Annotated in this window: 21 protein-coding genes; 9 read left to right on the top strand and 12 right to left on the bottom strand. The window is 64.4% G+C overall.

Annotated elements, in window-relative coordinates; genetic code table 11:
* Positions 1-5: 5 nt before the first annotated feature.
* The 3 genes from NLM31_RS13465 to NLM31_RS13455 form a co-directional block, all read right to left on the bottom strand.
* Entirely contained in the window at positions 6-1,673 is a 1,668-nt protein-coding gene (locus NLM31_RS13465; protein ID WP_254192531.1) for a regulator, read from the bottom strand.
* A gap of 9 nt (positions 1,674-1,682) precedes the next feature.
* A complete protein-coding gene (locus NLM31_RS13460) occupies positions 1,683-2,381 on the bottom strand; it encodes a cysteine hydrolase family protein (protein WP_254192530.1) in 699 nt (232 codons plus the stop codon).
* A 204-nt stretch (positions 2,382-2,585) separates the two neighbouring features.
* Complete coding sequence (locus NLM31_RS13455; RefSeq protein ID WP_254192529.1) at positions 2,586-3,542, bottom strand: hypothetical protein; 957 nt, start codon at positions 3,540-3,542, stop codon at positions 2,586-2,588.
* A gap of 165 nt (positions 3,543-3,707) precedes the next feature.
* Here NLM31_RS13455 and NLM31_RS13450 point away from each other — a divergent pair, with 165 nt between their 5' ends.
* On the top strand, positions 3,708-7,184 hold the full coding sequence (locus tag NLM31_RS13450) for an indolepyruvate ferredoxin oxidoreductase family protein (RefSeq protein ID WP_254192528.1): 3,477 nt from the start codon (positions 3,708-3,710) through the stop codon (positions 7,182-7,184).
* Positions 7,185-7,325: 141 nt separating this feature from the next.
* Here NLM31_RS13450 and NLM31_RS13445 read toward each other — a convergent pair whose 3' ends face one another.
* The 4 genes from NLM31_RS13445 to NLM31_RS13430 all read right to left on the bottom strand — a co-directional run bounded on the left by NLM31_RS13445 (position 7,326) and on the right by NLM31_RS13430 (position 12,343).
* Positions 7,326-9,056 carry an FAD-dependent oxidoreductase gene (locus tag NLM31_RS13445; RefSeq protein ID WP_254192527.1) on the bottom strand — a complete coding sequence of 577 codons (1,731 nt, stop codon included), beginning with the start codon at positions 9,054-9,056 and terminating at the stop codon, positions 7,326-7,328.
* A gap of 58 nt (positions 9,057-9,114) precedes the next feature.
* On the bottom strand, positions 9,115-10,134 hold the full coding sequence (locus NLM31_RS13440) for a S1C family serine protease (RefSeq protein WP_254192526.1): 1,020 nt from the start codon (positions 10,132-10,134) through the stop codon (positions 9,115-9,117).
* A 105-nt stretch (positions 10,135-10,239) separates the two neighbouring features.
* Positions 10,240-10,689: a hypothetical protein gene (locus tag NLM31_RS13435; RefSeq protein ID WP_254192525.1), complete on the bottom strand. Its 450-nt coding sequence runs from the start codon at positions 10,687-10,689 to the stop codon at positions 10,240-10,242.
* Between the two features lie 7 nt (positions 10,690-10,696).
* On the bottom strand, positions 10,697-12,343 hold the full coding sequence (locus NLM31_RS13430) for a GMC family oxidoreductase (RefSeq protein WP_309143687.1): 1,647 nt from the start codon (positions 12,341-12,343) through the stop codon (positions 10,697-10,699).
* 152 nt (positions 12,344-12,495) lie between these two features.
* On the opposite strand from NLM31_RS13430, the gene NLM31_RS13425 reads away from it, so the two are divergent.
* Positions 12,496-13,284 carry a thermonuclease family protein gene (locus NLM31_RS13425; protein WP_254192523.1) on the top strand — a complete coding sequence of 263 codons (789 nt, stop codon included), beginning with the start codon at positions 12,496-12,498 and terminating at the stop codon, positions 13,282-13,284.
* Positions 13,285-13,502: 218 nt separating this feature from the next.
* Here NLM31_RS13425 and cyoD read toward each other — a convergent pair whose 3' ends face one another.
* Genes cyoD through NLM31_RS13405 form a run of 4 tightly spaced genes read right to left on the bottom strand, consistent with a single transcriptional unit; the run spans position 13,503 to position 17,353 of the window.
* On the bottom strand, positions 13,503-13,892 hold the full coding sequence (gene cyoD, locus NLM31_RS13420) for a cytochrome o ubiquinol oxidase subunit IV (RefSeq protein ID WP_254129826.1): 390 nt from the start codon (positions 13,890-13,892) through the stop codon (positions 13,503-13,505).
* Entirely contained in the window at positions 13,889-14,530 is a 642-nt protein-coding gene (locus NLM31_RS13415; RefSeq protein WP_254129825.1) for a cytochrome (ubi)quinol oxidase subunit III, read from the bottom strand. Before NLM31_RS13415 ends, cyoD begins: the two co-directional genes overlap by 4 nt.
* Entirely contained in the window at positions 14,530-16,530 is a 2,001-nt protein-coding gene (gene cyoB / locus NLM31_RS13410; RefSeq protein ID WP_254192522.1) for a cytochrome o ubiquinol oxidase subunit I, read from the bottom strand. The genes NLM31_RS13415 and cyoB overlap by 1 nt, the downstream gene beginning before the upstream one ends.
* A complete protein-coding gene (locus NLM31_RS13405; protein WP_254129823.1) occupies positions 16,520-17,353 on the bottom strand; it encodes a cytochrome ubiquinol oxidase subunit II in 834 nt (277 codons plus the stop codon). The genes cyoB and NLM31_RS13405 overlap by 11 nt, the downstream gene beginning before the upstream one ends.
* A gap of 232 nt (positions 17,354-17,585) precedes the next feature.
* Here NLM31_RS13405 and NLM31_RS13400 point away from each other — a divergent pair, with 232 nt between their 5' ends.
* Genes NLM31_RS13400 through NLM31_RS13390 form a run of 3 tightly spaced genes read left to right on the top strand, consistent with a single transcriptional unit; the run spans position 17,586 to position 19,768 of the window.
* Positions 17,586-18,398 carry an SDR family NAD(P)-dependent oxidoreductase gene (locus tag NLM31_RS13400; protein WP_254192521.1) on the top strand — a complete coding sequence of 271 codons (813 nt, stop codon included), beginning with the start codon at positions 17,586-17,588 and terminating at the stop codon, positions 18,396-18,398.
* 13 nt (positions 18,399-18,411) lie between these two features.
* The gene (locus NLM31_RS13395; protein ID WP_254192520.1) at positions 18,412-18,966 is read left to right on the top strand and encodes a carboxymuconolactone decarboxylase family protein; all 555 of its coding nucleotides are present in this window, start codon (positions 18,412-18,414) and stop codon (positions 18,964-18,966) included.
* Between the two features lies 1 nt (position 18,967).
* Positions 18,968-19,768, top strand: a complete 801-nt coding sequence (locus NLM31_RS13390) for an SDR family NAD(P)-dependent oxidoreductase (protein ID WP_254192519.1) — start codon at positions 18,968-18,970, stop codon at positions 19,766-19,768.
* A 52-nt stretch (positions 19,769-19,820) separates the two neighbouring features.
* On the opposite strand, the gene NLM31_RS13385 is transcribed toward NLM31_RS13390, so the two are convergent.
* Positions 19,821-21,122, bottom strand: coding sequence for a sorbosone dehydrogenase family protein (locus tag NLM31_RS13385; RefSeq protein ID WP_256562117.1), 1,302 nt, complete (start codon positions 21,120-21,122; stop codon positions 19,821-19,823).
* Positions 21,123-21,328: 206 nt separating this feature from the next.
* Between NLM31_RS13385 and NLM31_RS13380 the strand changes: the two genes are divergently transcribed.
* The 4 genes from NLM31_RS13380 to NLM31_RS13365 all read left to right on the top strand — a co-directional run bounded on the left by NLM31_RS13380 (position 21,329) and on the right by NLM31_RS13365 (position 25,055).
* Entirely contained in the window at positions 21,329-22,522 is a 1,194-nt protein-coding gene (locus tag NLM31_RS13380) for a urate hydroxylase PuuD (RefSeq protein WP_254192517.1), read from the top strand.
* A gap of 152 nt (positions 22,523-22,674) precedes the next feature.
* Complete coding sequence (locus tag NLM31_RS13375) at positions 22,675-23,532, top strand: VOC family protein (RefSeq protein WP_254192516.1); 858 nt, start codon at positions 22,675-22,677, stop codon at positions 23,530-23,532.
* A 79-nt stretch (positions 23,533-23,611) separates the two neighbouring features.
* A complete protein-coding gene (locus tag NLM31_RS13370; RefSeq protein ID WP_254129817.1) occupies positions 23,612-23,887 on the top strand; it encodes a hypothetical protein in 276 nt (91 codons plus the stop codon).
* A gap of 211 nt (positions 23,888-24,098) precedes the next feature.
* The gene (locus tag NLM31_RS13365) at positions 24,099-25,055 is read left to right on the top strand and encodes a lytic transglycosylase domain-containing protein (RefSeq protein WP_254192515.1); all 957 of its coding nucleotides are present in this window, start codon (positions 24,099-24,101) and stop codon (positions 25,053-25,055) included.
* Position 25,056 lies beyond the last annotated feature (1 nt).

Raw genomic sequence — 25,056 nt, 5'->3', positions numbered from 1 at the left:
GCAACCTACTCCGCAGGTGCAGCGTGCATCTCCGGATGCGCGGCATAATGCTCGGTGGTGCCGAGCCTGCTGGCCGCAAACAGACCGGCTGCCATCACGGCATAGGCGAACGCCACCGCGGGCGTGACGCCAAAGCCGCCGCCGATGCCGACGGCTTCGCCGTGCATGAAGCCGAAATAGGTCAGCACGGCACCCACGAGCGCGAACGCCGAGGCCTTCTCGAAGTCGCGCTCGATGATGAAGACACCGACTGCGCCGAGGATGAGGCCCGCGAGGATAGAGCCGCCACCCATCACTTCAAGCCCGTGATAGATCACACCCTGTTGCGGCAACGCCGCGATGGCCGCCGCCTTGACCGCATCGGCCTTGTCAGCAGCCATACCGCCGACGGTTGCTGCCGCATTCATGGTCGAGCCGAGCATGGTGTCGATCTGCAGCTTGGCCCAGGCGGCGAGATGCGGCGTGAAGGCGAGCGCCACGGCGGGCGCGTGCTTCGACGGCGTGGTCTGGAATGCCTGCGCAGTCATCAGCATGCCGATATAGAGCAGGATCGGCGAGATCGCGACGACAGGCACCAGCGCCAGCAGGACCGAGATGACGCCGAACCAGGACAACACCACCACCATGATGCCGGTCGCGGCCGAATAGCCGATCCGGCCGCCCATCGCCTTCCAGCCGGGATGACCGATATAGACGGCGTTGATGAAGGGATTGCCCATCAGGCAGCCGATCAGGCTGACGACGCCGTCGGCGGTCAGCACCCGCGTGGTCGGATATTCATCGCCGGCGGCTTCCGCGCTCTCGACGTTATCCATGGCCTCGACGAGGTCATAGATGCCGAACGGAATGGCAGTGACGAGGATGACACCGAGGTACTCGAAGCCAGAGAAGACGTAGCCCGCCGCCGGGATCGGCACCGAGAAGCCGAAATTGGCGAAGGCATCCCCGACGCCCTTGATGCTCAATCCGCCAAGGCCGAGACCGAACAGGTCCGAGCCCCAGGCGATGATCATGCCGACCACAATCGCAACCAGACCGGCCGGGATGCTCTTCGGATATTTCACGCCACCAAACCAGCTCACCAGAATGATGGCGAAGCAGACCAGACCGATCTGCGGCGTCACGTACATCTCGAGCGCAGGGCGCATCGCGATGAAGGTCAGCGAAACGCCGGCAAGCGTGCCGAGCAGTGCAGCGCGCGGTGTAATCTTGCGGATAAACGGTGCGATGAAGCCGCCGATCATCAGAATGAAGCTCTGGAAGAACACCCAGACCAGGCCGGCCGACCATCCCTTTAGGGGATCGCCGGTCTTGAGCGTCACCGGCAGCATGATCACGAAGGTCACGATGAACATATGCGGCACGCTGACGCCCGAGGGCAGTGCGCAGACATCGGTGCGGCCGGTCTTCTGCGCTAGGCGATAAGCGAGGAACGCATAGTAGAAGGTGGAAAGGCACATCATCAGCCCCAGCGCGGGCAGGATGCGGCCGAACACGAGTGAGTCAGGCATCTTCAACACGAAGCGCAAGAGGCCCGTGAGCACCAGCATGTTGACGAGGATGTTGGTGCCGAAGCCGAAAAATGCGTTCCAGTCGCCCGGTGTCCATAATGCCGGCTTGAACTCGGACGTATTGCTCTCAGATTTGCCGGCCGTCCCCGTCAATGTGCTCATGATATTCCCCTATGTGGTCGAAACCTTCATCGCCTCCAGTACTGCGGCTGAGTCCGCGACCCAGCCGAAGATCCCGCCCTGGGCCTTGATCATCTTCAGGCCCATCTCGTGAAACTCGGGGAAGTAGGATGCGCAGCCATCCGAGATGACGACGCAGCGATAGCCGCGGTCATTGGCTTCGCGCACGGTGGTGTTGACGCACACTTCGGTGGTGACGCCGCACACCAGAAGATTCTCGATGCCGTATTTCTCCAGCACGTCAGTCAGCTCGGTGGCGTAGAACGCGCCCTTGCCCGGCTTGTCGATCACGACCTCGCTGTCGAGCGGATAAAGCTCCGGGATGATGTCGTGGCCGGCTTCACCGCGAATGAGAATGCGGCCCATCGGACCGGGATCGCCGATGCGCAAGGACGGCGCGCCACGCTCGACTTTCGCCGGCGGCGCATCGGAGAGATCAGGCAGATGTCCCTCGCGGGTGTGGACGACGAGCATGCCGGTGTCGCGCGCGGCCTTCAGCAGCGCGCCGATCGGCTTCACCGCGCGCGCAAGCTGGCTGACGTCATTGCCGAGCGCCTCGCCGAAGCCGCCGGGCTCCATGAAGTCGCGCTGCATGTCGATGATGACGAGCGCGGTCGACGACCAGTCGAGCTTGATCGGCTCTGGCTCGGCGCTGATGATGCCCAGTGTCGACTTGGTTGAGTTCAACATGACGCAGGCCCCCGCGAGAACTCTCTTTGCCAGGAGTTCTGCAAGCGCCGTGCCATTGTGTACAATATCAATTGGCCGCGCAGCATGGAGAAATTCGCTGCGCTATCAGACTGTTATCGGAAGAGATCGCGTCTGCTTATTCGCTGTGCGACGGCTTTGCGACGTGCATTTGCTCAAAGGATGAGCGGCCGTGAAGCTCGCTTGTCAGCGGGCAGTATTTCCATACAGCCGCCGATGCTCCTCCTCATACGGCGCATAGGAATCCTTCAGCGTCGCCATGTTGAGCAACATGGTCGCGACCATCGCACCCGCCTTGTCGAACACACGCGTCTTGATCCAGGCACTCTCGGTACGGCGGCTGCCGGACAGCGCGACGACTTCGCGCTCGACGTCGTAGTCCTCGTCGACGAACAGTGGCCCCTTCACCAGCCGGATCTCCTGGTCCGCGAACAGGCCGACGGCCGGCCCCTTGGCCGGCAGCGGATCGTCCTTGGAGCGGTACTGGAACAGCACGCTCAGCATCTCCATCGGGATGATGGCCCTGCCCCATGGATTGTCAGCGCCCGAATAGTACGGCGAGTTCTCGGTGATGACTGCGAGCTTCTGCCGCAGCGAGAACGGATAGAGGTCGCCCATGTTCTGGTCGAACGCCATCCGCACCGACTGCCGCTTGCTCGTCTGCGCCACCTTCACGTCGCGCAGGATCACGGGATCGGCGAGCGGCTTGAGCTCGGTCAGGCGCGTCTCCAGCGCGGTCGCTGCGCGGGGTTCGCCGACCGACGCCGAGCCACGCAGCACTTCGGTGCCATCGCGCTTGACCATCTGGATCTGGCACTGGCTCGTTCCAGGCAGAGGTTTTGAGAGGATCGCCTGCACATCCTCACCTTCGAAGCAGGCATTGCGATAATGCGCGGAGAGACAGCCGCTCTCGAACCACGCCTGTCCCCACAGCCGGGCACCGAGCGGCGCGAACTGGCTGAAATGCGTCGGCCCCTCGATGGTCCCGCCTTTGAAGCCGAGCTTCTGCGCGGTGGCATCGTCGTGGATGGAGGCATGCGCGTCGTAAACCTGCGCATGCAGCATCTGCCGCGGCTGGCGCCATGGCCCGATCAGGGCCTCGGCGGTGTCGGTGATCTCGGTGTCGAATGCGCTTGCAGTCATGGTGTCCTCCGGTCGAAGCCATGACTAGCAGGAGCGCCACGGATGCGGCTAGCCGTATTGACTTCGGCCACCCATGCTCTTGACTGCAAAGACCCGCTTCGCAAGCCGCAACTTTTTCCGCGGCGCAAAATCCCCGCCGAACCAAGAAAAACAAGGACTTTCGAAATGACGCTGATGCAGGTCGAGCTGGACGACAAATACCGGCTCGAATCGAAGCGGATCTTCCTGTCCGGCACCCAGGCCCTGGTCCGTTTGCCCATGCTGCAGCGCGAGCGCGACCGGCTCCAGGGGCTCAACACCGGCGGCTTCATCTCCGGCTATCGCGGTTCCCCGCTCGGCATGTACGACCACGCGCTGTGGCGCGCGAAGTCGCACCTCCAGCAGCACGACATCGCCTTCGTGCCCGGTCTGAACGAGGATCTTGCGGCGACGGCCGTCTGGGGCAGCCAGCAGGTCGGCCTGTTTCCCGGCGCCAAGGTCGATGGCGTATTCGGCATCTGGTACGGCAAGGGCCCCGGCGTCGATCGCTCCGTCGACGCGCTCAAGCACGCCAATGCGGCCGGTACCTCGCTCAATGGCGGCGTGCTTGCGCTCGCCGGCGACGACCATGGCTGCCAGTCCTCGACCCTGGCGCATCAGAGCGAGCAGGTGTTCGCAGCCGCCCTGATCCCGGTGATCAATCCGGCAACGCTGCAGGACTATCTCGATCTCGGCCTCTATGGCTTCGCCCTGTCGCGCTTTTCCGGCTGCTGGGTCGGCTTCAAGGCGATCAGCGAGACCGTGGAGAGCTCGGCCTCCATCTACAGCGATCCCGAACGCATCCAGATCAAGCTCCCCGATGATTTCGAGATGCCGCCCGGCGGCCTCAACATTCGCTGGCCCGATCCGCCGCTGGACGCGGAGCGGCGGCTGTTCGGCCCCAAGATGGCCGCGGTGCAGGCCTTTGCCCGCGCCAACCAGCTCGACCGCATCGTGCTCGATTCCAAGCCCGCCCGGCTCGGCATTGTCGCGACCGGCAAGGCCTATCTCGATCTGCGCCAGGCGCTGGCCGACTTAGGGATCACCGACAAGGACGCGCAGGATCTCGGACTTCGCATCTACAAGGTCGCGCTGACCTGGCCGCTGGAGGAAAGCGGCGCCAAGCGCTTTGCCGAAGGCCTCCAGGACGTGCTGGTGGTCGAGGAGAAGCGCGGCTTCATCGAAGACCAGCTCATGCGCATCCTCTACAACATCGATGCGTCCCGCCGCCCGACCGTCACCGGGAAACGCGACGAGAGCGGCGCGCCGCTGCTGCCGAGCGAGGGCGAGCTGACGCCCACCATCGTTGCCGGCGCGCTGGTGGCGCGCTTGCGCAAGCTCGGCCATCACAGCCCGGTGCTGGAGCAGCGCCTCGCCCGGTTAGAGGCCTTCGACAATCCCGTCACCACGACGTCGCAGATCAAGCTCGCGCGCACGCCGTTCTTCTGCTCGGGCTGCCCGCACAATTCCTCGACGCGCGTGCCGGAGGGAAGCCGCGCCATGGCCGGCATCGGCTGTCACGGCATGGCCCTGAGTATGCCGACCCGCCGCACCGATTTGATCTCGCATATGGGCGCCGAGGGCGTGAATTGGATCGGCCAGTCGCCCTTCACCACCGAGAAGCACATCTTCCAGAACCTCGGCGACGGTACCTACACGCATTCCGGGCTTCTCGCGCTTCGTGCGGCATCGGCCGCCGGCATCAACATCACCTACAAGATACTCTACAACGACGCGGTCGCGATGACCGGCGGCCAACCGGCCGAGGGCGCCTTCAACGTCGCGCAGATCGCGCACCAGGTCTGGGCCGAGGGCGTGAAGCGGCTTGCGATCGTCTCGGACGATCCGACCAAATATCCCGACGGCAACTACTTTCCGCAAGGCGCGACCATCCATCACCGCCGCGAGCTCGATGCCGTGCAGCGCGAGTTGCGCGACATCAACGGTCTGACGGTCGTGATCTACGACCAGACCTGCGCCGCGGAAAAGCGCCGCCGCCGCAAACGCGGTCTCTATCCCGATCCCGCCAAGCGCGCCTTCATCAACGAGCTCGTCTGCGAAGGCTGCGGCGATTGCTCGCAGGCCTCCAACTGCGTCTCGGTGCAGCCGCTGGAAACCGAGTTCGGCCGCAAGCGCCAGATCGACCAGTCGAACTGCAACAAGGATTTTTCTTGCGTCGAGGGCTTTTGCCCGAGCTTCGTCACCGTGCATGGCGGTTCGCTGAAGCGCATGAAGACCTCGGCGGTGGATTCCGGCCAATTGTTCGCCGATCTACCGCTGCCGCCGGCGCGTGAGCTGGAAGGCCCCTACAACATCCTCGTCACCGGCATCGGCGGCACCGGCGTCATCACCATCGGCGCCCTGCTCGGCATGGCCGCTCATGTCGACGGCCGCGGCTGCTCGGCGCTGGACTTCACCGGCCTGTCGCAGAAGAACGGCGCCGTGATGAGCCATGTGCGCATCGCGCCAAAGCCTGAAGATATTTCCGCGGTCCGCATCACCACCGGCGGCGCCGACGTCATCCTCGGCTGCGACATGATCGTCTCGGCCGGCCCGACCGCGCTCAGCCGCGCCGAGCGCGGGGTGACCAAGGCCTATATCAACGCCGATTTGCAGCCGACCGCCAGCTTCGTGCAAAACCCCGATATCGATTTCGAGATGGGCACGATGCAGACCGTGCTCCGCGATGCCGTCGGCGACAAGAACCTCGACATCATCGACGCCACAGGCATTGCCGCGGCGCTGATGGGCGACAGCATCGCAACCAATCCCTTCATGCTCGGCTTCGCTTTCCAGAAAGGCGCAATCCCGCTGTCGCTGGAGGCCCTGCTGCGCGCCATCGAGATCAATGGCGCCGCGATCGAGATGAACAAGCTCGCCTTCACCTGGGGGCGGCTCGCCGCCCACGACATGTCGCGGGTGCGCAGCGTGCTCCAGTTCAAGAGCCGGGCGTCTGCACCGACCAGGTCGCTCGACGACATCATCGCGACGCGCGCCGAATTCCTGACCGGCTATCAGGACAAGGCCTATGCCGACCGCTATCTCGCGGCCTTGGCCAAGGTGCGCAAGGCGGAGAACGCCGCCTCGCCCGCGTCCACGGAGCTGACCGAGGCCGTGGCAAAGAACCTGTTCAAGCTGATGTCCTACAAGGACGAATACGAAGTCGCGCGGCTCTACACCGACGGCAGCTTTGCCAAAAAGGTGTCTGAGAAATTCGACGGCGACTTCACGCTGAAGTACCACCTCGCGCCGCCGATCTTCGCCAAGCGCGACAAGACGACGGGACGGCTTCAGAAGCAGGAATTCGGCGGCTGGATGCTCCACGCCTTCCGCGTGCTGGCAAAACTCAGGTTTCTGCGCGGCGGCGCGCTCGACCCGTTCGGCCGCACCGAGGAACGCCGGACCGAGCGGAAGTTGATCACGGACTATCTGGCGATGATCGATCAGCGGGCAGCCGGGTTGAAGGCTGAGCAAATTCCGCTGCTGGCGAGGCTCGCCCGCGTGCCGGAGAGCATCCGCGGATTCGGGCATGTCAAGGAAGCCAACGTCAAGCTGGCGGCGGCCGAGAGGGCGAGGCTGGAGGCGGAGTTGGAGAATAGCCGGTTTGCGGCTGCCGCGGAGTAGGAGCAGGCTGGCACCACACTCTCGGTGTCATCGCCCGGCTTGACCGGGCGATCCAGTACTCCGAGGCAGCTGTGATTGAATCGATCAGCCCCGGCGTACTGGACGCCCCGCCTTCGCGGGGCATGACAGCGGTGGAGATGGTTAGAGTGACGTCGTGGCTGCGCTTGGCGTCACCACCATCCCCGCCCTCTCCGCCAGATGCCGCCCCGCGATGTAGCCGAACGTCAGCGCCGGCCCCAGCGTGATTCCTGGGCCCGGATAATTGCCATTCATGATCGAGCCCATGTCGTTGCCGCAGGCGTAAAGGCCCGCGATCGGCGTACCGTCCTCGCGCAGCACGCGCGCCTGGGCGTCCACCTTCATGCCGATGGCGGTGCCGAGATCGGCCGGGTAGATGCGCATCGCGAAGAACGGCGCGCGGATGATCGGCGCGACGCAAGGGTTGGGCTTGTGGTCGATATCGCCGAGGTGCCGCTGATAGATGGTGCTGCCACGGCCGAATTCGGGATCGCGGCCCTCCTTCGCATCGGAATTGTAGCTCGCAATCGTCGCACCGAGCACAGACGACTTGATGCCGATCGTCGCCGCGAGCTGCGCGATATCGGGCGCCTCGATCAACTCGCCGCTCGCCACGTAGCGCCGCACGCTGCGCGCAAAGGGCTTGATGCGACCAAGGCCATAGCTCCACAGGAACCGACGGTCGCAAATCAAATAGAACGGCCGATCCGGCTCACCCTGGCCATCGCGCAGCATGGCAAGCACGAACTCGTGGTAGGACAGCGCCTCATTGACGAAACGCCGGCCCGCAGCATTCACGGCGATCACGCCCGGCTTGGCACGGTCGGTCACCGTATGCGGAAACACGCCGCGGCTGCCGTCGGCGCGCCGGAATAGCGAGGCCGGCGCCCAATAGGCCGGGCTCGTTGCGTCCGTGTTGAGCGCAGCGCCGCCAGCGATCGCAAGGCGAAGCCCATCGCCCGTGCCTGCCGTATTCGTGGCCGAGACGAAGCCGGCCGCCACGGGGAAAAGGCGTTTGCGCAAAATCGCATCGTGCGAGAAGCCGCCGGTCGCGAGCACAACGCCGCGGCGCGCGGCAATCGAACGGTCGCGTGAGCCATGACGGATGACCACGCCGCCGACGCGATCGCCCTGCATCGACAAATCCTCGACATCCGTGCTGAAGAGGATGTCGACCTGCCGCGCCAGGAGCGAGGCATAAAGCCGCGCAGCAAGCGCATTGCCGAGATGCAATGTGGTGCCGCGGGGCCAGCGCAGCCGCTGCAGCGCGTACTCCGAGACCAGCCGCGCCGCACGCAAGGTCGAACGCAGCGATTTTCCGATCCGGCGCAGATGCGGGATGTCGAGACGGTTGACCATCATTCCGCCGAACAGCGTGAATTCCGGCAGCGGCGCGCGCAGCCGCGCGAACTGCGCACCCAGCCGGGTGCCATCGAACGCAACCGGCTCCAGCACGCGCCCGCCCGGCGTCGCACCGAGCCGCTCCGGATAATAGTCCGGATAGGCTTTCACCGGCTGCAGACGCACGTCCGTGTTGGCTTCGAGATAGGCCACCGCCTCGGCCCCCCGCGCGAGGAAAGCTGCGCGCAGGCCCGCATTCGCGGGCTCAGGCACGGTGCTCGACAGATACTGGACGGCATCCGTGATGCTGTCGGAGAGCCCCGCGTCCTTCATCTTTGGATTGGCGGGGATCCAGACCATGCCGCCGGACCACGCGGTCGTGCCGCCGACAAAGGCGGTCTTCTCGATCACCAGCACGCGCAGACCTTCGGCGGCAGCAACAGCCGCAGCCGTCATGCCGCCGGCACCAGCGCCGATGACAACGACGTCGTAGGTTTCATGCGCCGGCATCATGCCGCAGGGGTCCGGAAGCGAGGCATGGCACCGTCATACCCCGACCGCGAGCCCGCAGCTAGCGCTGCGGCTTCCGCTCGATCGGATCGATATCGAACGCCCTCATTTGGCCACGCCGCAGCACGTCCATGGCGAGCCGCCGGCCGATCCGGTCGCGGTCGAGCACGCGGATCAGATCGTCGACGCCGTTGATGTCGACGCCATCGAGCCTGATCACGACGTCGCCGGGCAACAGGCCTGCCTTCGCCGCCGGGCCGTCCTGCTCAATCTGCATCAACAGTGCGCCCATCTTGTTCTCGACGCCGGCCAGCACCGCATGCCGTCGCGGCACGGGCGCGGTCTGTCCGGCGACGCCGATAAAGGCGCGGCGGACATAGCCGTGGCGGATGATCTCCGACAGCACGAACTGCGCGGTGTTGCTGGCGACCGCGAAGCAGATGCCTTGCGCGCCATTGATGATGGCGGTGTTGATTCCGATCACCTCCGCATTCGACGACACCAGCGGTCCGCCGGAATTGCCGGGATTGAGCGCGGCATCGGTCTGGATCACATCCTCGATGGTGCGCCCGCTCACCGAACGGATCGAGCGTCCAAGCGCCGAGACGACGCCGGCGGTGACCGTCGATTCAAAACCGAGCGGATTGCCGATCGCGATCACAAGCTGGCCGCGACGCAACGTCTTCGAATTGCCAAGCGCGGCATAGGGCAAGTCACGCACGCCGTTGGCGCGCAGCAGTGCCAGATCCGTATCAGGATCGACGCCGAGCACCCGGGCATCGCCGACATGGCCCTCGACATCGCGCAGCCGGATCTCCTTGGAAGAGCCGACCACATGGCTATTCGTGAGCACGAGCCCATCCGGCGAGATCACGATGCCGGAGCCGAGCCCGCCGCGCTCGCGACCGCTCGGCGTTTTTGGCCCCGTCTCGACCCGCACGACCGCAGGACCGACGCGGTCGGTCACATCGATCACGGCATTGGAATAGGCGTCCAGCAGCGCCCGGTCATCGACCGGAGCGGCCGCCGTCGTTTGCGATGACGCAGCGTCATCGACGATATCTGAGGTAAAATCCAGCATGGCAAAAGTCCTTGAGGCTCACACAGATGGTGGCCTGTTCCGTGCCGCGCAAGTGACCCGCCCGGGGCGCAAGGCTGGACTGCCAGTGCTTGACTACCCAGGTGGCTAGGGCGCCCGCCGCAGCGTGCCAGCCCTTTCCTTGACCGGATCGAGCAGCGACCAGTCGCCGTCCGGGAGCACATAGCCTTTGGGGAACGGCGCGCGCAGCTCGAGTCCAAGCGAACGCAGCACGCGATCGTCGCGGTAGTAGCATTGCAGGACGACACGAACGAGCGTTGCCGCAGCCGCACCACCGTTCTTGCGAAACTCCTGCACGACCGCGTCGCGCTTCGCGGCATCGAGCTCTGCGAGCTGACCTCCTGCCAGCCGTGCCAGATGGTCCAGCGCCGCCGTCACCAATTTGGTGTCGCGGCCGAGCGTCGCAAGGATGTCGGCCTGGATCGCGGCATCGTCGGCGCCAGGCACCTTGTACTCGTCGCTTGCGGGCACGATCATGCCGGCGATGGTGCGGAGGTCGTCGCGCTGGGCGCGCGTGAGTTGAGTGTCTGCGGACATGGCGGCCTCAGTCGAACAGATTAGCAAGGCGCTGCTTCATCTGATCGGCGATGTAGAGCGCGAGGGCCTGGATGGTGGAGGTCGGATTCACGCCGCCCGAGGTGACGAAGATGCTGCCGTCGACGATGAAGAGGTTCTTCACGTCGTGCGCGCGGCCCCATTCGTTGACGACGGAGCGCTTGGGATCCGTGCCCATCCGCGCGGTGCCGAGCAGATGCCAGCCGCCCCACGGGATCGGCGAATTGACGCAGATATCGGTCGCCCCCGCCATTTCCAAGATCTCCCGGCCGCGGGCGAGCGCATGATCCATCATCTTCTGGCTGTTCTCGGAGATCGTGTAGTTGATCTGCGGCGCGGGTATGCCGTGGCTGTCCTTCAGCACGGGATCGAGCGTAACCTGGTTGTGCTCCTCCGGCAGGTCCTCGCAGATCGCGGAGAAACCGAGCCGATGGCCGTTGAGCTTTCGGAAGACGCGGTGATGATCCGCGCCCCAGGGCAAAATGCCCTTTTGCTCACTGACGACGGCCTCGAACACCGGACCTGCCCCGCGCACGAACTGGACGCCATAGCCGCGGACAAAGCCGCGCGAGAGATCCGTGTCGTACCATTCCTTGCTCCACAGGCAGGTCGGTGGCGCGCGGTTCGAATCGGTCGGCTCCTTCACGTAGCCGTAGATCTGCGCATAGGGGTGGAACATCAAATTCTTGCCGACGAGACCTGACGAATTGGCAAGCCCGTTCGGGAAGCGATCGGATTTCGAGTTCAGCAGCAGCCGCGGCGTGCCGACGCCGTTGCAGGCGATGATGACGACATGCGCCGGCTGGAACTGCTCGACACCGTCCTTGTCGTAATAGACCACGCCCGAGGCCATGCCGTTCTCGTCGGTCGTGATCTCGCGCACCCGGCAATGGGTGCGCAGCTCGACACCGGCGCGGACCGCCTGCGGCCAATAGGTGATGTCGGTCGAGGATTTTGCGCCTTGCGCGCAGGCCGGCGTGCAATGGCCGAGATTGATACAGCGGGCGCGGCCCTCATAGTCGGTGGTCGCGACCGTCGTATCCGACGGCCACCAGTGCCAGCCGAGCTTGTTCATGGCCTTGCCGATGATCGCGCCGGACAATCCGAGCGGCTGCTGCGGCATCGGCGGATGCGTCAGCGGCGACAGCGGATCGCCCGATAGACCGGACGTGCCCATGATCCGGTCGTTCTCTTCGAAGAACGGGGTCAGCGCGTCGTAGTCGATCGGCCAGTCGTCGGCGACGCCGTCCAGCGTCTTCACCTTGAAATCGGAGGGATGCAGCCGCGGCCAGTGCGCGGTGTACATCACCGTCGAGCCGCCGACCGCATTGTAGTTGACGACCTTGATCGGCGAATTGTCGTCGTTGATCGGGTAGTCCTCGGGCCGGCCGCGGACATTGGGGCTCGACGACCACTCGCCGTAGAACTTGGCCTCCCAGTCGCGGCCCGTGCTGGGATATTCCGCCGGGTTCATCCAGCCGCCCTGCTCGAGGCAGAGAATGTGCATCTTGGTCTCGGCCAGCGACCACGCCACCGCGGCGCCCGAAGCGCCGGCGCCGATGATCAGGACGTCCACGGGGTCTTTCGTCAAGATGTCTTCCTCCAGCCCTCGCCACTTCCCGGGCGATTCGGCCATCACGGCTCGCAAGGCCGACAAACGATAGGGGCAGACCGGCCGGCGAGTAAAGGCTGGCGGGCGAATGTCGCACTTCGCACAGCGCAGACCATTGGTATCGTCCTATCCGGATGCTAGGAACGAGGGGCACGCGCAATCGATAGCGAGAAATTATGTCCGTCGAGAATTCATTTGCCGCCACCCGCGCCTTCGCGCTTGTCTTGTTTCTCGCTCTGTCCGGATTTCTGGGGACCTCCAGCCCCGCCAGCGCGCTGACCGCGGCCGCGACGGTCCGGGACGCCAATTCGATCCAGCTCGGCGACGTCACCTACCGGCTCGACGGCGTCGACGCGCCCGAGCTGGACCAGGTCTGCATCGACGACCACGCCGATCCCTGGACCTGTGGCATCGAGGCTCGCGACCAGCTCACCAAGCTGATCGGCGGAAAGTCCGTGCGTTGCGACGATGTCGGTCCCGAGAAGAATTTTGGCAAGCGCCACCGCGCGATCTGCACGGTCGAGGGCGACAAGGTCTCGTTGAACGAGCAACTGGTCAAACTGGGCTTTGCCATCGCGCGCGAACCCCTCAAGGCCAACGTCAAGCCGGCGGCGGCCGAAGCCAAGACGGCCTCGGCCGGGATCTGGAAGGGCTGCTTTGTTGCACCGCAAGAATTCCGCACCGGGAAGAAGGACGGCGCCCTGCTCGGCGCCGCCTGCCGCGCCGACCGTGATAAGGAGATTCGCGCGGTGCTTTTTCCGGATGAGCTGACGGCGCCGCCGAGCTGCGCCATCAAGGGCAAGCTTGCGGTGCGCGCGCGCGTCACCGGCAATATCGGCATCTACCATCTGCGGGGCTGCCCGAGCTACGCCGCGACCACCAGGCCGGACCGCTGGTTCTGCTCGGAGGACGACGCGCAGGCCTCGGGCTTCCGCAAGGCCTATAACTGCCGCCGGCCAAAGTGAACTTTTGGTTCACGCAGCCGTGAGTGGTAGTCCGAGACAGTATTGATCCGGGATTGAACTCAAAGGGGAGTTGCTACACCTATATGTGTACGCAAGCGCTTTGCGCGAGCGTTTCCTTGGCGGCAATCCGGCTTCGGTCCGATTGCTTTGCTCGGGCGTTTCCTCCCTAGACTTGGGCCGCTTGTCACAAACAAGCGGCTCTTCTTTTTTGTGCTGTTCTAGCTGTGCATCCGGATGAACTGATCCATCGGCGGCATGTTCTGGTTGAGATGGGACATGATCCAGACGGTTCCGCCCACCACCAGGAAGACGACCAGCAATCCGAAGGCCAGCGCCAGCACGTTGTTGGTGTTATCCGGGCCCGTGGTGATGTGCAGGAAAAACACGAGGTGCACGCCCATCTGCGCGATCGCGAGCACGATCAGCGCAACCGGGATCGACGGCTGCCAGACCAGATCGGTGCCGGCGATGAAGAACGAGGTCGCCGTGAGCAGCAACGCGAGGACGAGACCGACGACATAGCCGACGATGCGCTCGCCGACGCTATGTTGTTCTTCATCGCCGGGGGCGATGTCGCGCTCGACATGCGTGTGCGCCTGATCGCTCATACGCCACTCCCAAGCAAATAGACGACGGAAAAGACGCCGACCCAGATGATGTCGAGCGCATGCCAGAATAGCGCAAAGCACATCATCCGGCGCAAGACGTCGGCGCGAAAGCCCTTGGCGAAGACCTGGGCCATCATGGTGAGCAGCCACAGCACGCCGGCCGACACATGCAGGCCGTGACACCCGACCAGCGAGAAGAACGCAGTCAGGAAGGCGCTGCGTGACGGGCCATAGCCGCGGGCGACGAGGTCCGCGAATTCCTTGAACTCAATGGCCAGAAAGATCAGCCCGAGCACGCAGGTCACGGCCATGCCGAGATAGAACCAGAACCGGTTGCGAACGTCGGCCGCGATACTGGCCATGCCGCAGGTAAAGCTCGAGAACAGCAGACAGACCGTCTCGATCGCAACGTTGCGCTGCTCAAAGATCTCCGAGCCCTTGGGGCCGTCGGCGGTCTGGCTGACCAGCACCGCATAGGCCGCAAAGAAGCAGGAGAACATCACGATGTCGGAGAGCAGGAACACCCAGAATCCGTAAGCGGTGACGATCCGCTTCGACGCGGGCCCGGGATGCTCGACAACGACGCCGATGTGGTGGGGATCCGCGTGCGCGTGGCCGACGGTTGCGGTCATCGCCATCAGATCGCTCCCGCCATGCTGACGAGACTGCGCCGTTCCTCGAGATTGATGCGGTCGATCGCGGCGACCTCCGCGGCCGGAATGACGTATTCGTCGTGGTCGCGCCAGGCGAACACGACGAAGGTCGCGAACGCGCCGATGCCGCCCAGGATCACCATCCACCAGATGTGCCAGATCAGCGCAAAGCCCATGATGGTGGCGAAGAACGCACAGACGAAGCCGGTCGGCGAGTTCCTGGGCATCTCGATGTCGTGATACTCGGGCGCTTCGTGTTCGAGCGATTGCTGCTGGGCCGCGATCTTCATGTCCCAATAGGCATCCTCGCCACGAACGTCCGGGTGAAAGGCGAAATTGAACACCGGCGGCGGCGATGAGGTCGCCCATTCCAGCGAGCGGCCGTCCCAGGGATCGCCGGTGCGATCGCGCAAGGCCTCGCGATTCCTGATGCTGACCACGAGCTGCATGATCTGGCAGATGACGCCGATCGACAGCACGGCCATGCCGACCGCCGCCACGATCATCCAGGGCTGCCACTCTGCGACATCATAGTGCTGCATGCGCCGCGTCATGCCGAGCATGCCGGCCACATAGAGCGGCACGAAGGTGATGTAGAAGCCCGTGAAGGTAAACCAGAACGCCAGCTTGCCCCAGCGCTCGTCGAGGCGAAACCCGAAGGCCTTCGGAAACCAGTATTCGAAGCCGGCAAACGCGCCGAACAGCACGCCGCCGATGATGACGTTGTGGAAGTGCGCGACCAGGAACATGCTGTTGTGAAGCATGAAGTCGGCCGGCGGTACCGCGACCAGCACGCCGGTCAAGCCGCCGATGATGAAGGTGACCATGAAACCGACCGCCCACAGCATCGGCGTCGCAAAGCGGATGCGGCCGCCATACATCGTGAACAGCCAGTTGTAGATCTTCACCCCCGTCGGCACCGCGATGATCATGCTGGCGATGCCGAAGATGGCGTTGACATCGGGGCCGGCGCCCATCGTGAAGAAATGATGCAGCCAGACCATGAAGGAAATGACGCAGATCGCCATGGTCGCGAGCACCATCGAGCGATAGCCGAACAGCGCCTTGCCGGAGAAGGTCGAGACCACTTCGGAGAAGATGCCGAAGGCCGGCAGGACGAGGATGTAGACCTCCGGATGGCCCCAGGCCCAGATCAGATTCATGAACATCATGACGTTGCCGCCGGCTTCATTGGTGAAGAAGTGGAAGCCGAGGTAACGATCAAGCAGCAGCATCGCCAGCGTCGCCGTGAGGATCGGGAACGCCGCCACGATCAGCAGGTTCGAGGCCAGCGTGGTCCAGCAGAACATCGGCATGCGCAGATAGTTCATGCCCTTGGTGCGCAGCTTCAGCACCGTCGTCACCAGGTTGATGCCGGCGACCAGCGTGCCGACGCCGGAGATCTGCAGAGACCACGCGTAGTAGTCGACGCCGACGCCGGGCGAATAGGACAGCTCCGACAGCGGCGGGAAGGCGAGCCATCCGGTGCGGGCGAATTCGCCGATCACGAGCGACAGATTGACCAGCAGCGCGCCGGTCGCGGTCAGCCAGAAGCCAACCGAATTCAGCGTCGGGAAAGCGACGTCGCGCACGCCGAGCTGCAGCGGCACGACCAAGTTCATCAGCCCGATCACAAACGGCATCGCCACGAAGAAGATCATGATGGTGCCGTGCGCCGAAAAGATCTGGTTGTAGTGCTCCGGCGGGAGATAGCCCTGCGACTGGTAGGCGATCGCCTGCTGGATCCGCATCATGATGGCGTCGCTGCCGCCGCGCAGCAGCATCACCGAGGCCAGCAGGATGTACATGACGCCGATCCGCTTGTGATCGACGCTGGTGATCCATTCGTGCCAGAGATAGGGCAGATAGCCCTTCACGACGACCCAGATCAGGACCGCGAGAATTCCCACCAGCACCACGCCGCCCGCGATCAGCGGAATCGGCTGATCGAACGGGATAGCCGACCAGTCGAGCTTACCGAGCATCGTGGCCTCCACTGTGGGGACGGCCGGCATCGGAGACGAGCTCGGGTCCCGGCCCCGGCGGAATGTGCTGGGTTGCGATCAGGTCGAACAGGCGCGGATCCTCGAGCCGATAGGTCGGCCTGCCCCTTTCGACACCCTGCTGCATCAGCTTCTTGTAGCTGTCCTCGTTCAGCACGGCGTCGCTCTTCGCCGTGGCCGCGACCCAATCCGGAAATGACAGCGGCGAGATCACGTTGACGTCGAACATCATCTCCGGAAAGCCGTCGCCGGAGAAATGCGCCCCCAGGCCCTGGAGCTTACCCTCATTGTCAGCACGCAGGTTCAGCCGCGTCACCATGCCGTTCATGGTGTAGATCATGCTTCCGAGTTGCGGGATGAAGAACACGTTCATCACGCTCGACGATGTCAGCTGGAAGTTCAGCTCGGCGCCGGCCGGCACCGTCAGCGTGTTGACGGTGGCGATGCGCTGGTCGGGATAGATGAAGAGCCATTTCCAGTCGAGCGAGACGACCTGGATGCGCACCGGACTGCCCGTGCCGGGCACCGGCGCTGCGGGATCGAGCTTATGCGAGCCGATCCAGGCGACGCCGCCGAGCAGGATCACGGTCAGCGCGGGGATCGCCCACACCACCATCTCGACGCGTCCGGAATAGACGAAGTCGGGCTGAAAGCGCGCCTTCGGATTGGACGCGCGAAACCAGAACGCAAAAGCCAGGATCGCGAAAATGGTTGGCACCACGATCGCGAGCATGATGACGACGGAATCGACCAGGATGGTACTGTTGGCGGCAGCCACCGGCCCTTGTGGATCGAGCAGATTCATCGGCAAGCCACTGGCGATTGGGAGACCCCGAGGGGAAGCTAACGCGAAAAACTCCCCCGCCGCAAACGCAGTTGCGTGAAGAGGGTTCCGCGCCGTCGTCGCTCAATCGCGGCTCATCTCGTCCGGCGGCATGCAATTCCGTGCGATGTCAATGACATCGGCGCGGGACGGCCGGCCTTCTCACCTCTGCGGTCCATTGCTAGTTTGCACGAAAATATCGGGATGAAACGACATGCAGGGCCCTGAGGACGATGCCGGCCTCACCGGCAGGGTGGCGCTGATCAGTGGTGGCGGGGCGGCTGGCGACGGCATCGGCAACGGCCGCGCTGCAGCAATTCTGCTCGCCCGCGCCGGCGCAAAAGTGCTGGTGGCCGATCGCGACCTGAAGCTCGCCGAGCGCACCGTCGAGATGATCACGGCGGAAGGCGGTACGGCCGCGGCCCATGGCGGCGACGTCACCAGCGAAGCCGATTGCAAGGCGCTGGTCGAAGCCGCGCTCGATCGCTGGAGTCGGCTCGATTTCCTCGACAACAATGTCGGCATCGGCAGCCGCGGCAGCGTCGTCGACGAGGCGCCCGAGCAATACCGCCGCGTCATGCAGGTCAATGTCGAGACCATGTTCCTGCTCTCGAAGCACGCGATCCCCGCCATGATCAAGACCGCCAAGGGCGGCGCGATCGTCAATATCTCCTCGATCTCGGCGCTGCGGCCGCGCGGGCTCACGACCTACACCACGTCGAAGGCTGCCATCATCGGGCTGACGCGCGCCATGGCGGTCGATCACGGCCGCGACAACATCCGCGTCAACTGCATCTGCCCCGGACCGATGTACACGCCGATGGTCTATGCCCGCGGCATGAGCGAGCAGGCTCGTGCCAACCGCGCCAGGGCCTCGCTGCTCAAGACCGAAGGCACCGGCTGGGACGTCGGCCATGCCGTCAAATTCCTCGTCAGCAATTTTGCGCGCTACATCACCGGCCAGGTGCTGGTGGTCGACGGCGGCGTGACGTTGCAAGCGCCCGAACGCGAGTCACAAGAACACTAGAGGAAACACGGAAATGGCCCGCCTGCCCTATCTCGAAGCCGACCAGGTCGCGCCCGAATATCGCGACATGCTCAAGCGCAATACCAATCTGCACAAGCTCTTGGTCAACTCGCCGGAGATGGCGCGCGCCTTCAATGGCGTCGGCAGCTATATCCGCTTCAAGAGCAAGCTCGACCCGCGCCTGCGGGAGCTTGCGATCCTCCAGGTCGGCTGGCTGGAGAAATCGGAATACGAATTCACCCATCACGTGAAGATCGGCAAGGAGTTCGGCGTCACCGACGACGACATTGCCGACCTGATGGCGGAGACCGAGGGCAAACCGTCGAAGCTGGAGCCGCTCGCCAAGACCATCCTCAAAGGCGCCCGCGAGATGGTGCGCGGGCTCGCGATGTCTGATGCGACCTTCGCCGAGATCAAGACACATCTCTCCGACGAGCACATGGTCGACCTCGTGCTCACCATCGCCTTCTATTGCGGCGTGGTGCGCGTGCTCGCCACCATGAAGATCGACAACGAGCCTTATTACAAAGAGGTACTCCAGCAGTACCCGATCCCGGGAGTGAAGTGACATGCGCCTGAAGGACAAGGTTGCGATCATCGTCGGCGCCGGCCAGAGCCCCGGCGAGGGCATGGGCAACGGCCGCGCCACCGCGCTGACCTTCGCACGTGAGGGCGCGAAGGTGCTGTGCGTCGACCATCACCTGGAGTCTGCGCAGGAGACGGTCGATCTGATTGCTGCGAAGCAAGGCACAGCGGCGGCCTTCAAGGCCGACGTGACCAAGTCCGCCGACATCAAGGCGATGGTCGCCGACGCCAAGTCGCGTTGGGGCCGGATCGACGTGCTGCACAACAATGTCGGCGTCAGCCTGTCCGGCGGCGATGCCGAGCTGCTTCAGATCACGGAGGAAGCGTTCGACCGCGTCGTCGCCATCAATCTGAAGAGCTGCATCCTCGCGGCCAAGGAGGTGATCCCGATCATGCGCGCGCAGAACGGCGGCGCCATCATCAACATCTCCTCGATGGCCGCGATCACCACCTATCCTTATGTCGCCTACAAGGCGACGAAATCGGCGATGATCGCTTTCACCGAGCAGCTCGCTTACCAGAACGCCGAATACGGCATTCGCGCCAACGTCATCCTGCCCGGCCTGATGAACACGCCGATGGCGGTCGACACCCGCGCCCGCGAATGGCACAAGACGCGCGCCGAAGTCGAAGCCGAACGCGACAGCAAGGTGCCGCTGCGCAAGAAGATGGGCACGGGCTGGGACGTCGCCAACGCCGCGCTGTTTTTGGCGTCGGATGAAGCGAATTTCATTACGGGCGTGACGCTGCCGGTGGATGGCGGGGCAAGCGTGCGGCGGGGGTAGCGCAAGGCGAGCGCAGTGCCTTCTTACCCTCCCCCTCCAGGGGAGGGTGAAGTCAGTGCGTCACGCGCCAGATCGTGCCGCCCGTATCCTCCGACACCAGCAGCGCACCATCCTTCGCCACCGCGATCCCCACCGGCCGGCCCCACACCTGCGTATCGTTCACGACAAAACCGGTGGCAAAGTCCTCGTACTCGCCGGTCGGCTTGCCGTCCTTCATCCTGATGCGGATCACCTTGTAGCCGGTGCGCTTCGAGCGGTTCCAGGAGCCGTGCTCGGCGGCGAAGGCGTCGCCCTGATATTCGGATGGAAACTGCGTGGCCTGATAGAAGGTCATGCCGAGCGAGGCCGAATGCGGCTGCACCAGCACATCGGGCACCGTCACCTTGTCCTTGAGGTCCGGCCGCGCGCCGGCATGGCGCGGGTCTTCGTTGCTGCCGATGTAGAACCACGGCCAGCCGTAGAAGGCGCCCTCCTTCACGCTGGTGACGTAGTCGGGTACGAGATCGTCGCCGAGGCCGTCGCGCTCGTTGGTCGAACACCAGGGCAATCCGGTCTGCGGCTGGATCGCGAGGCCGACACAGTTGCGTATGCCGGTGGCGTAGAGCTTGCGGTCCTTGCCTTCAGGATCGAACGAAAGCACCGCCGCACGCTCGGCCTCATAGCCCCAGGAGGCGCCGACCGCCTGCGCCTTGGACCAGGCCTCGAGCCCGCCAGGCGGGTTCCCCATGCCCTCGGCGACATTGCTGGCGGAGCCGACCGACACCAGCATGCGCTTGCCGTCCGGCGTGAACACGATGTCGCGGGTTGAGTGGCCTGACCCTTGCGCCAGGTTTGCCACCACAACATCCGGCTTGCCCGACGCCTTCATGTCTCCGGCGTGATAGGGAAAGCGGACGACGTTGCCGATATTGGCGACATAGACCCATTGCGGATTGTCACCGTTCGGGAAGAAGGCGATCCCGAACGGGCGAGTGAGTCCGCTGGCAAAGACCTCGTTCGAGACGACCTTGCCGCCCTCCCCAAGACGCAGCACGCGGATGCGCCCGGGACCGGTCTCGGCAACGAAAATGTCGCCATTCGGTGCGACGCGCAGCACGCGCGCGTCGGACAGGCCGTCGGTCAACAGCTCGATCTTGAATCCCGCAGGCACGAGTGGTGTGGCGCTGCCACGCGACGTCACCCGCGTGGCATTGGAGACCGACGGCGAGGCCCCGGGCTTCGGCAAATCCTCCGGGCGGATCAGCCTGACCACGCCGGGCTTGTCGGCCTGCCAGCTGCCATAAGCATCCTTGCCCTGCAGCACGGGTTCGGCTTGCGCGCCGGCGCAGGCCACCAACAGCCATGCGGGCGCCATCATGTGCGAAACACGAGATATCACGTCGCCTTCCTCCCGGACTTTTTCTGCCAAATCCCACGTCAGCTCATGCCCGCACGATGTGCATTTGGTATGACCCATCGTACTGGAAAACGGCGCGGATCGGTGCGACAGATTGTAAGGGCGCGGCCGCCGGTTGCGCTCATCAAAGCTGCGGCATCGACGTCGCGATTGATGGGGTGATCATGTGGGGATCGATCGTATCGGAATGGGCGAGCCTGCTGCTGCGCTGGCTGCACGTGGTGGCCGCGATCGCCTGGATCGGCAGCTCGTTCTATTTCATCGCCCTCGACCTCAGCCTCAAGCCCAAGAGTGATCTACCTGATGGCGTGCAGGGCGAGGCCTGGCAGGTCCATGGCGGCGGCTTCTACCGGATCATGAAATATCTGGTGGCCCCGAGCCAGATGCCGGACGAGCTCACCTGGTTCAAATGGGAGGCCTACACCACCTGGCTGTCCGGTTTCGCACTGATGGTGGTGGTGTACTATCTCGACGCCGATCTATTCCTCGTCGACAAGTCGATCCTCGATTTGACGCCGATCCAGGCCGGGCTGTTCAGCTTCGGTAGCCTCGCGCTGGCGTGGCTGCTCTATGAGGCCGCATGCCGCACCGGGCTCGCGCAGCGCGAGCTGCCCTTTGCCATCGGCGGCTATCTGTTCCTGGTCGCGCTGACCTACGCCTTCACCCATGTCCTGAGTGGTCGCGGCGCCTTCAACCAGATCGGCGCGCTCATCGGCACCATCATGGTCGCCAACGTCTTTGCGGTGATTATCCCGAACCAGAAGAAGATCGTCGCGAGCCTGATCGCGGGCCAGGCGCCCGACCCGAAACTCGGCAAGACCAGCAAGGAGCGCTCGGTCCACAACAACTATCTGACTCTGCCGGTCGTCGTCCTGATGATCAGCAACCACTATCCCCTGCTCTACGCCACCCGCTTCAACTGGATCATCGTCGCGATCGTGCTGGTGCTGGGGCCGGTGATCCGCCATTTCTTCAACGAGGGCCATGCCGGGCGTAAATCGCCGTGGTGGGTGTGGGGCGTCGCAGCAGCGGGCGCGATCGCGATCCTCTTCCTGTCCGCGGCCGGCCCGCGCGAGGTCAAGACGGGCGCGCTGTCGGCACCGCCGACACTCGCCAATGTCGCGGAGATCGTGATGTCCCGCTGCAGCATGTGCCACGCCGCCGAGCCGGTCTGGGCCGGCATCGTCACCGCGCCGAAGGGCATTTTGCTCGACGCGCCCGAGCACATCCACCGCAACATCCGCCTGATCGGGCGCGTGGCGGCATGGTCCAATGCGATGCCGCCGGGCAACATCACGGAAATGACCAGCGAGGAGCGCGCCATCCTCGCCGCCTATATCAGCGAGCAGGATCGCTGACACCCTCGACCTTTGCGTCGATCGCGCTTTTCGCGGAACGAAATTCCGTATCCCCCGCCGATTTGAAAATGACTTGATCGCCCATCCGGCGTAGACAAGACCAGCGGCCGCGAGCCGTCCAAAGTCAGTTTGCAATTGCCGGGGAAATCACAGTGGCCCTCAAGAACGTCATCGGTATCGACCACGCGGTGGTCATGGTGAAGGACCTCGACAAGGCCGCCGAAAACTACAGGCAGCTCGGCTTCACCCTTTCACCGCGCGGTACCCACAGCGCGCATATGGGTACCGGCAACTACACCATCATGTTCGACCCGGACTATATGGAGCTGCTCGGCGTGCTGGTGGCAACCGAACACAACGCCCCGGCGCGCGCCTTCGTCGAGCGGCACGGTGAAGGCATCGAGCGGATCGCCTTCACTGCTGTCGATTCCGCCGCCGGCGCCGAGGAGATCCGCGCGCGCGGCCTGACGCCGATCGGTCCCACCGATTTCGAGCGGCCGGTCACGTTGCCGAACGGCACGGTCTCGGCCGCCAAATTCCGTACCTTCATGTGGCCGACCGCGGAAGCGCCAGGCGGCGTGCGCATCTTCGCCTGCCAGCACAAGACCCGCGAGACGGTGTGGATCCCCGAACTGATGAGGCACGCCAATGCAGCGAAGCGGATCAGCGAGGTGCTGATCGCGACGCCCGAACCGGCGAAGGAAGCAGCCCATCTGGCGCGGCTGATCGATCGCGAGGCGAAGGCAGAGGCCGACGGCGCGGTGACGGTGACGTCGGGCGGGGACCGCGCCGATTTCGTCTATCTGACGCTCGACCAGCTCGGCAAACGCTATCCCGGCGTGCCACTCGCCGGCCTCTCCGAGCGCGGCGGCGCGGCGCTAGTGCTCGTCAGCGGCGATCTCGCGGCCACGGAGAAGGCGCTGGGTTCGGCGGCTGTCCGCAGCGGAGCTGCGATTGTCGTGCCCCCGGCCAAAGCCAACGGCACCCTGCTCGCCTTCATTGCCGGCTGATTTGAACTAATTCTTTAACGCGCGTTTACCGGGCGGCTCTAGGATTCCCCGATAGTCCAAGCCGCCCGGGGCCACGCGCATGTTCAAAGAGGGATCGCCGATCGCATACGACGCGCCGGCCGAACTGAAGAAGTGGCCATCGCTGAAGGGCGAGCGGCAGAAGGACCGTGGTCCGCCCTATCTCGTCTACAACGGCACGCTGGCGGATTGCGTTCGTGTCCTCATGGACAAGCCGATCAAGGGCATCTCGCTCTACGACATCATGACGAAGCCGCAGCCGGCCTTCGAGCAGACTGTGCTGTCGCCCGGCGATGCCGCCGAGATCGCAATGCGCAAGGATTTCCCCAAGGCATAAGCGCTGCGGGCCTGCCTCAATACCGTTAGCCGTCCAGAGTTTTCTGCGGTTCCATCAGAACCGCGGGAGCAATGTCGTGTTCCTGCGATGGGAACACCGTACTAACACCTGCCGTCTCGCGGAATCGCAGCTTCGCCGCAATTACGGTTAAGAAGTCCTTGTCACCGGCGCGCGCTGGTCGTTCCCCCACAGTTCGAGGACCTTTATCGAGATGCGATTTCTCGTCGCGGCTTGCGCTGCGTTCCTGATTCTGATGTGCGACGTCAGCACACCGCCGACCTGGCAAGCTTCCAGCTTCGACAACGCAACACCCAAGGCCGATCGCGCACCCTCACTGGTTCCCCTTGTCGAGCTGTTTGTTGCAAGCGTGCAGGCCATCGAGCTCGCCAACGCACGCGCATCGTACGAGGAGACGATCGAGCCGCCGCGCGCCGTCGAAACCGCCTTGCAGGCTCCGGCGTCACCGACTGAACAGTTTTGCCGCGCGCTCAAGCAAGCGGCCGAGGAGAGCGGCATTCCCGTGCCGTTCTTCGCCCGCCTGCTCTGGCAAGAGAGCCGCTTCCGTTCCAATGAGGTCAGCCAGGCCGGCGCGCAAGGAGTCGCACAATTCATGCCGGAGACCGCCGCCGAGGTCGGGCTCGATGACCCCTTCGATGCCATGAAGGCGCTGCCGGCATCGGCAAAATTCCTGCGCAAGCTCCGCGACGATTTCGGCAATCTCGGCCTTGCCGCGGCCGCCTACAATGCGGGCCCCGGTCGCATCCAGAAATGGCTCGCTCGCGAGAGCGAGCTGCCGCGCGAGACCCGCGACTATGTTCGCATCATCACCGGCACCAAGGCCGAAGACTGGATCGAGCGGTCGGAAGCGCTCGCGATCCGGATCGACCTCCCGCGCGAGGCGCCTTGCGAAGGCATCGGAAGCCTGTCCAAGACCAAGGACATCGCCTGGGTACCCGCCAACCTCGCGCCTACGACCGCCACCATCATTCGCAAGGCCGAGCAATTGGCGGCGCGGTTATCCGCGAACCGCGCCCGCAAGCGCCTCGTTGTCCTGCTCCGCAAGAGCGGCGCGGCCCACGGCAAGGCGCACGGAATGATCGCGGCCGGCGCGAAGGGTGCGAAGGCTCGCGCCATCCGCGTTGCGGCGCGCGAGCGCTCCTCGAGCTAGC

Source organism: Bradyrhizobium sp. CCGUVB4N (assembly GCF_024199945.1).
Classification (GTDB): Bacteria; Pseudomonadota; Alphaproteobacteria; order Rhizobiales; family Xanthobacteraceae; genus Bradyrhizobium.
This window is presented reverse-complemented; position numbering and strand designations above follow the sequence as displayed.

Excerpts from the sequence above, each read along its gene's own strand:
- NLM31_RS13465 (WP_254192531.1), bottom strand. The coding sequence starts at position 1,673 with ATGAGCACATTGACGGGGACGGCCGGCAAATCTGAGAGCAATACGTCC.
- NLM31_RS13460 (WP_254192530.1), bottom strand. The coding sequence starts at position 2,381 with ATGTTGAACTCAACCAAGTCGACACTGGGCATCATCAGCGCCGAGCCA.
- NLM31_RS13455 (WP_254192529.1), bottom strand. The coding sequence starts at position 3,542 with ATGACTGCAAGCGCATTCGACACCGAGATCACCGACACCGCCGAGGCC.
- NLM31_RS13450 (WP_254192528.1), top strand. The coding sequence starts at position 3,708 with ATGACGCTGATGCAGGTCGAGCTGGACGACAAATACCGGCTCGAATCG.
- NLM31_RS13445 (WP_254192527.1), bottom strand. The coding sequence starts at position 9,056 with ATGATGCCGGCGCATGAAACCTACGACGTCGTTGTCATCGGCGCTGGT.
- NLM31_RS13440 (WP_254192526.1), bottom strand. The coding sequence starts at position 10,134 with ATGCTGGATTTTACCTCAGATATCGTCGATGACGCTGCGTCATCGCAA.
- NLM31_RS13435 (WP_254192525.1), bottom strand. The coding sequence starts at position 10,689 with ATGTCCGCAGACACTCAACTCACGCGCGCCCAGCGCGACGACCTCCGC.
- NLM31_RS13430 (WP_309143687.1), bottom strand. The coding sequence starts at position 12,343 with ATGGCCGAATCGCCCGGGAAGTGGCGAGGGCTGGAGGAAGACATCTTG.
- NLM31_RS13425 (WP_254192523.1), top strand. The coding sequence starts at position 12,496 with ATGTCCGTCGAGAATTCATTTGCCGCCACCCGCGCCTTCGCGCTTGTC.
- cyoD (WP_254129826.1), bottom strand. The coding sequence starts at position 13,892 with ATGAGCGATCAGGCGCACACGCATGTCGAGCGCGACATCGCCCCCGGC.
- NLM31_RS13415 (WP_254129825.1), bottom strand. The coding sequence starts at position 14,530 with ATGGCGATGACCGCAACCGTCGGCCACGCGCACGCGGATCCCCACCAC.
- cyoB (WP_254192522.1), bottom strand. The coding sequence starts at position 16,530 with ATGCTCGGTAAGCTCGACTGGTCGGCTATCCCGTTCGATCAGCCGATT.
- NLM31_RS13405 (WP_254129823.1), bottom strand. The coding sequence starts at position 17,353 with ATGAATCTGCTCGATCCACAAGGGCCGGTGGCTGCCGCCAACAGTACC.
- NLM31_RS13400 (WP_254192521.1), top strand. The coding sequence starts at position 17,586 with ATGCAGGGCCCTGAGGACGATGCCGGCCTCACCGGCAGGGTGGCGCTG.
- NLM31_RS13395 (WP_254192520.1), top strand. The coding sequence starts at position 18,412 with ATGGCCCGCCTGCCCTATCTCGAAGCCGACCAGGTCGCGCCCGAATAT.
- NLM31_RS13390 (WP_254192519.1), top strand. The coding sequence starts at position 18,968 with ATGCGCCTGAAGGACAAGGTTGCGATCATCGTCGGCGCCGGCCAGAGC.
- NLM31_RS13385 (WP_256562117.1), bottom strand. The coding sequence starts at position 21,122 with ATGGCGCCCGCATGGCTGTTGGTGGCCTGCGCCGGCGCGCAAGCCGAA.
- NLM31_RS13380 (WP_254192517.1), top strand. The coding sequence starts at position 21,329 with ATGTGGGGATCGATCGTATCGGAATGGGCGAGCCTGCTGCTGCGCTGG.
- NLM31_RS13370 (WP_254129817.1), top strand. The coding sequence starts at position 23,612 with ATGTTCAAAGAGGGATCGCCGATCGCATACGACGCGCCGGCCGAACTG.
- NLM31_RS13365 (WP_254192515.1), top strand. The coding sequence starts at position 24,099 with ATGCGATTTCTCGTCGCGGCTTGCGCTGCGTTCCTGATTCTGATGTGC.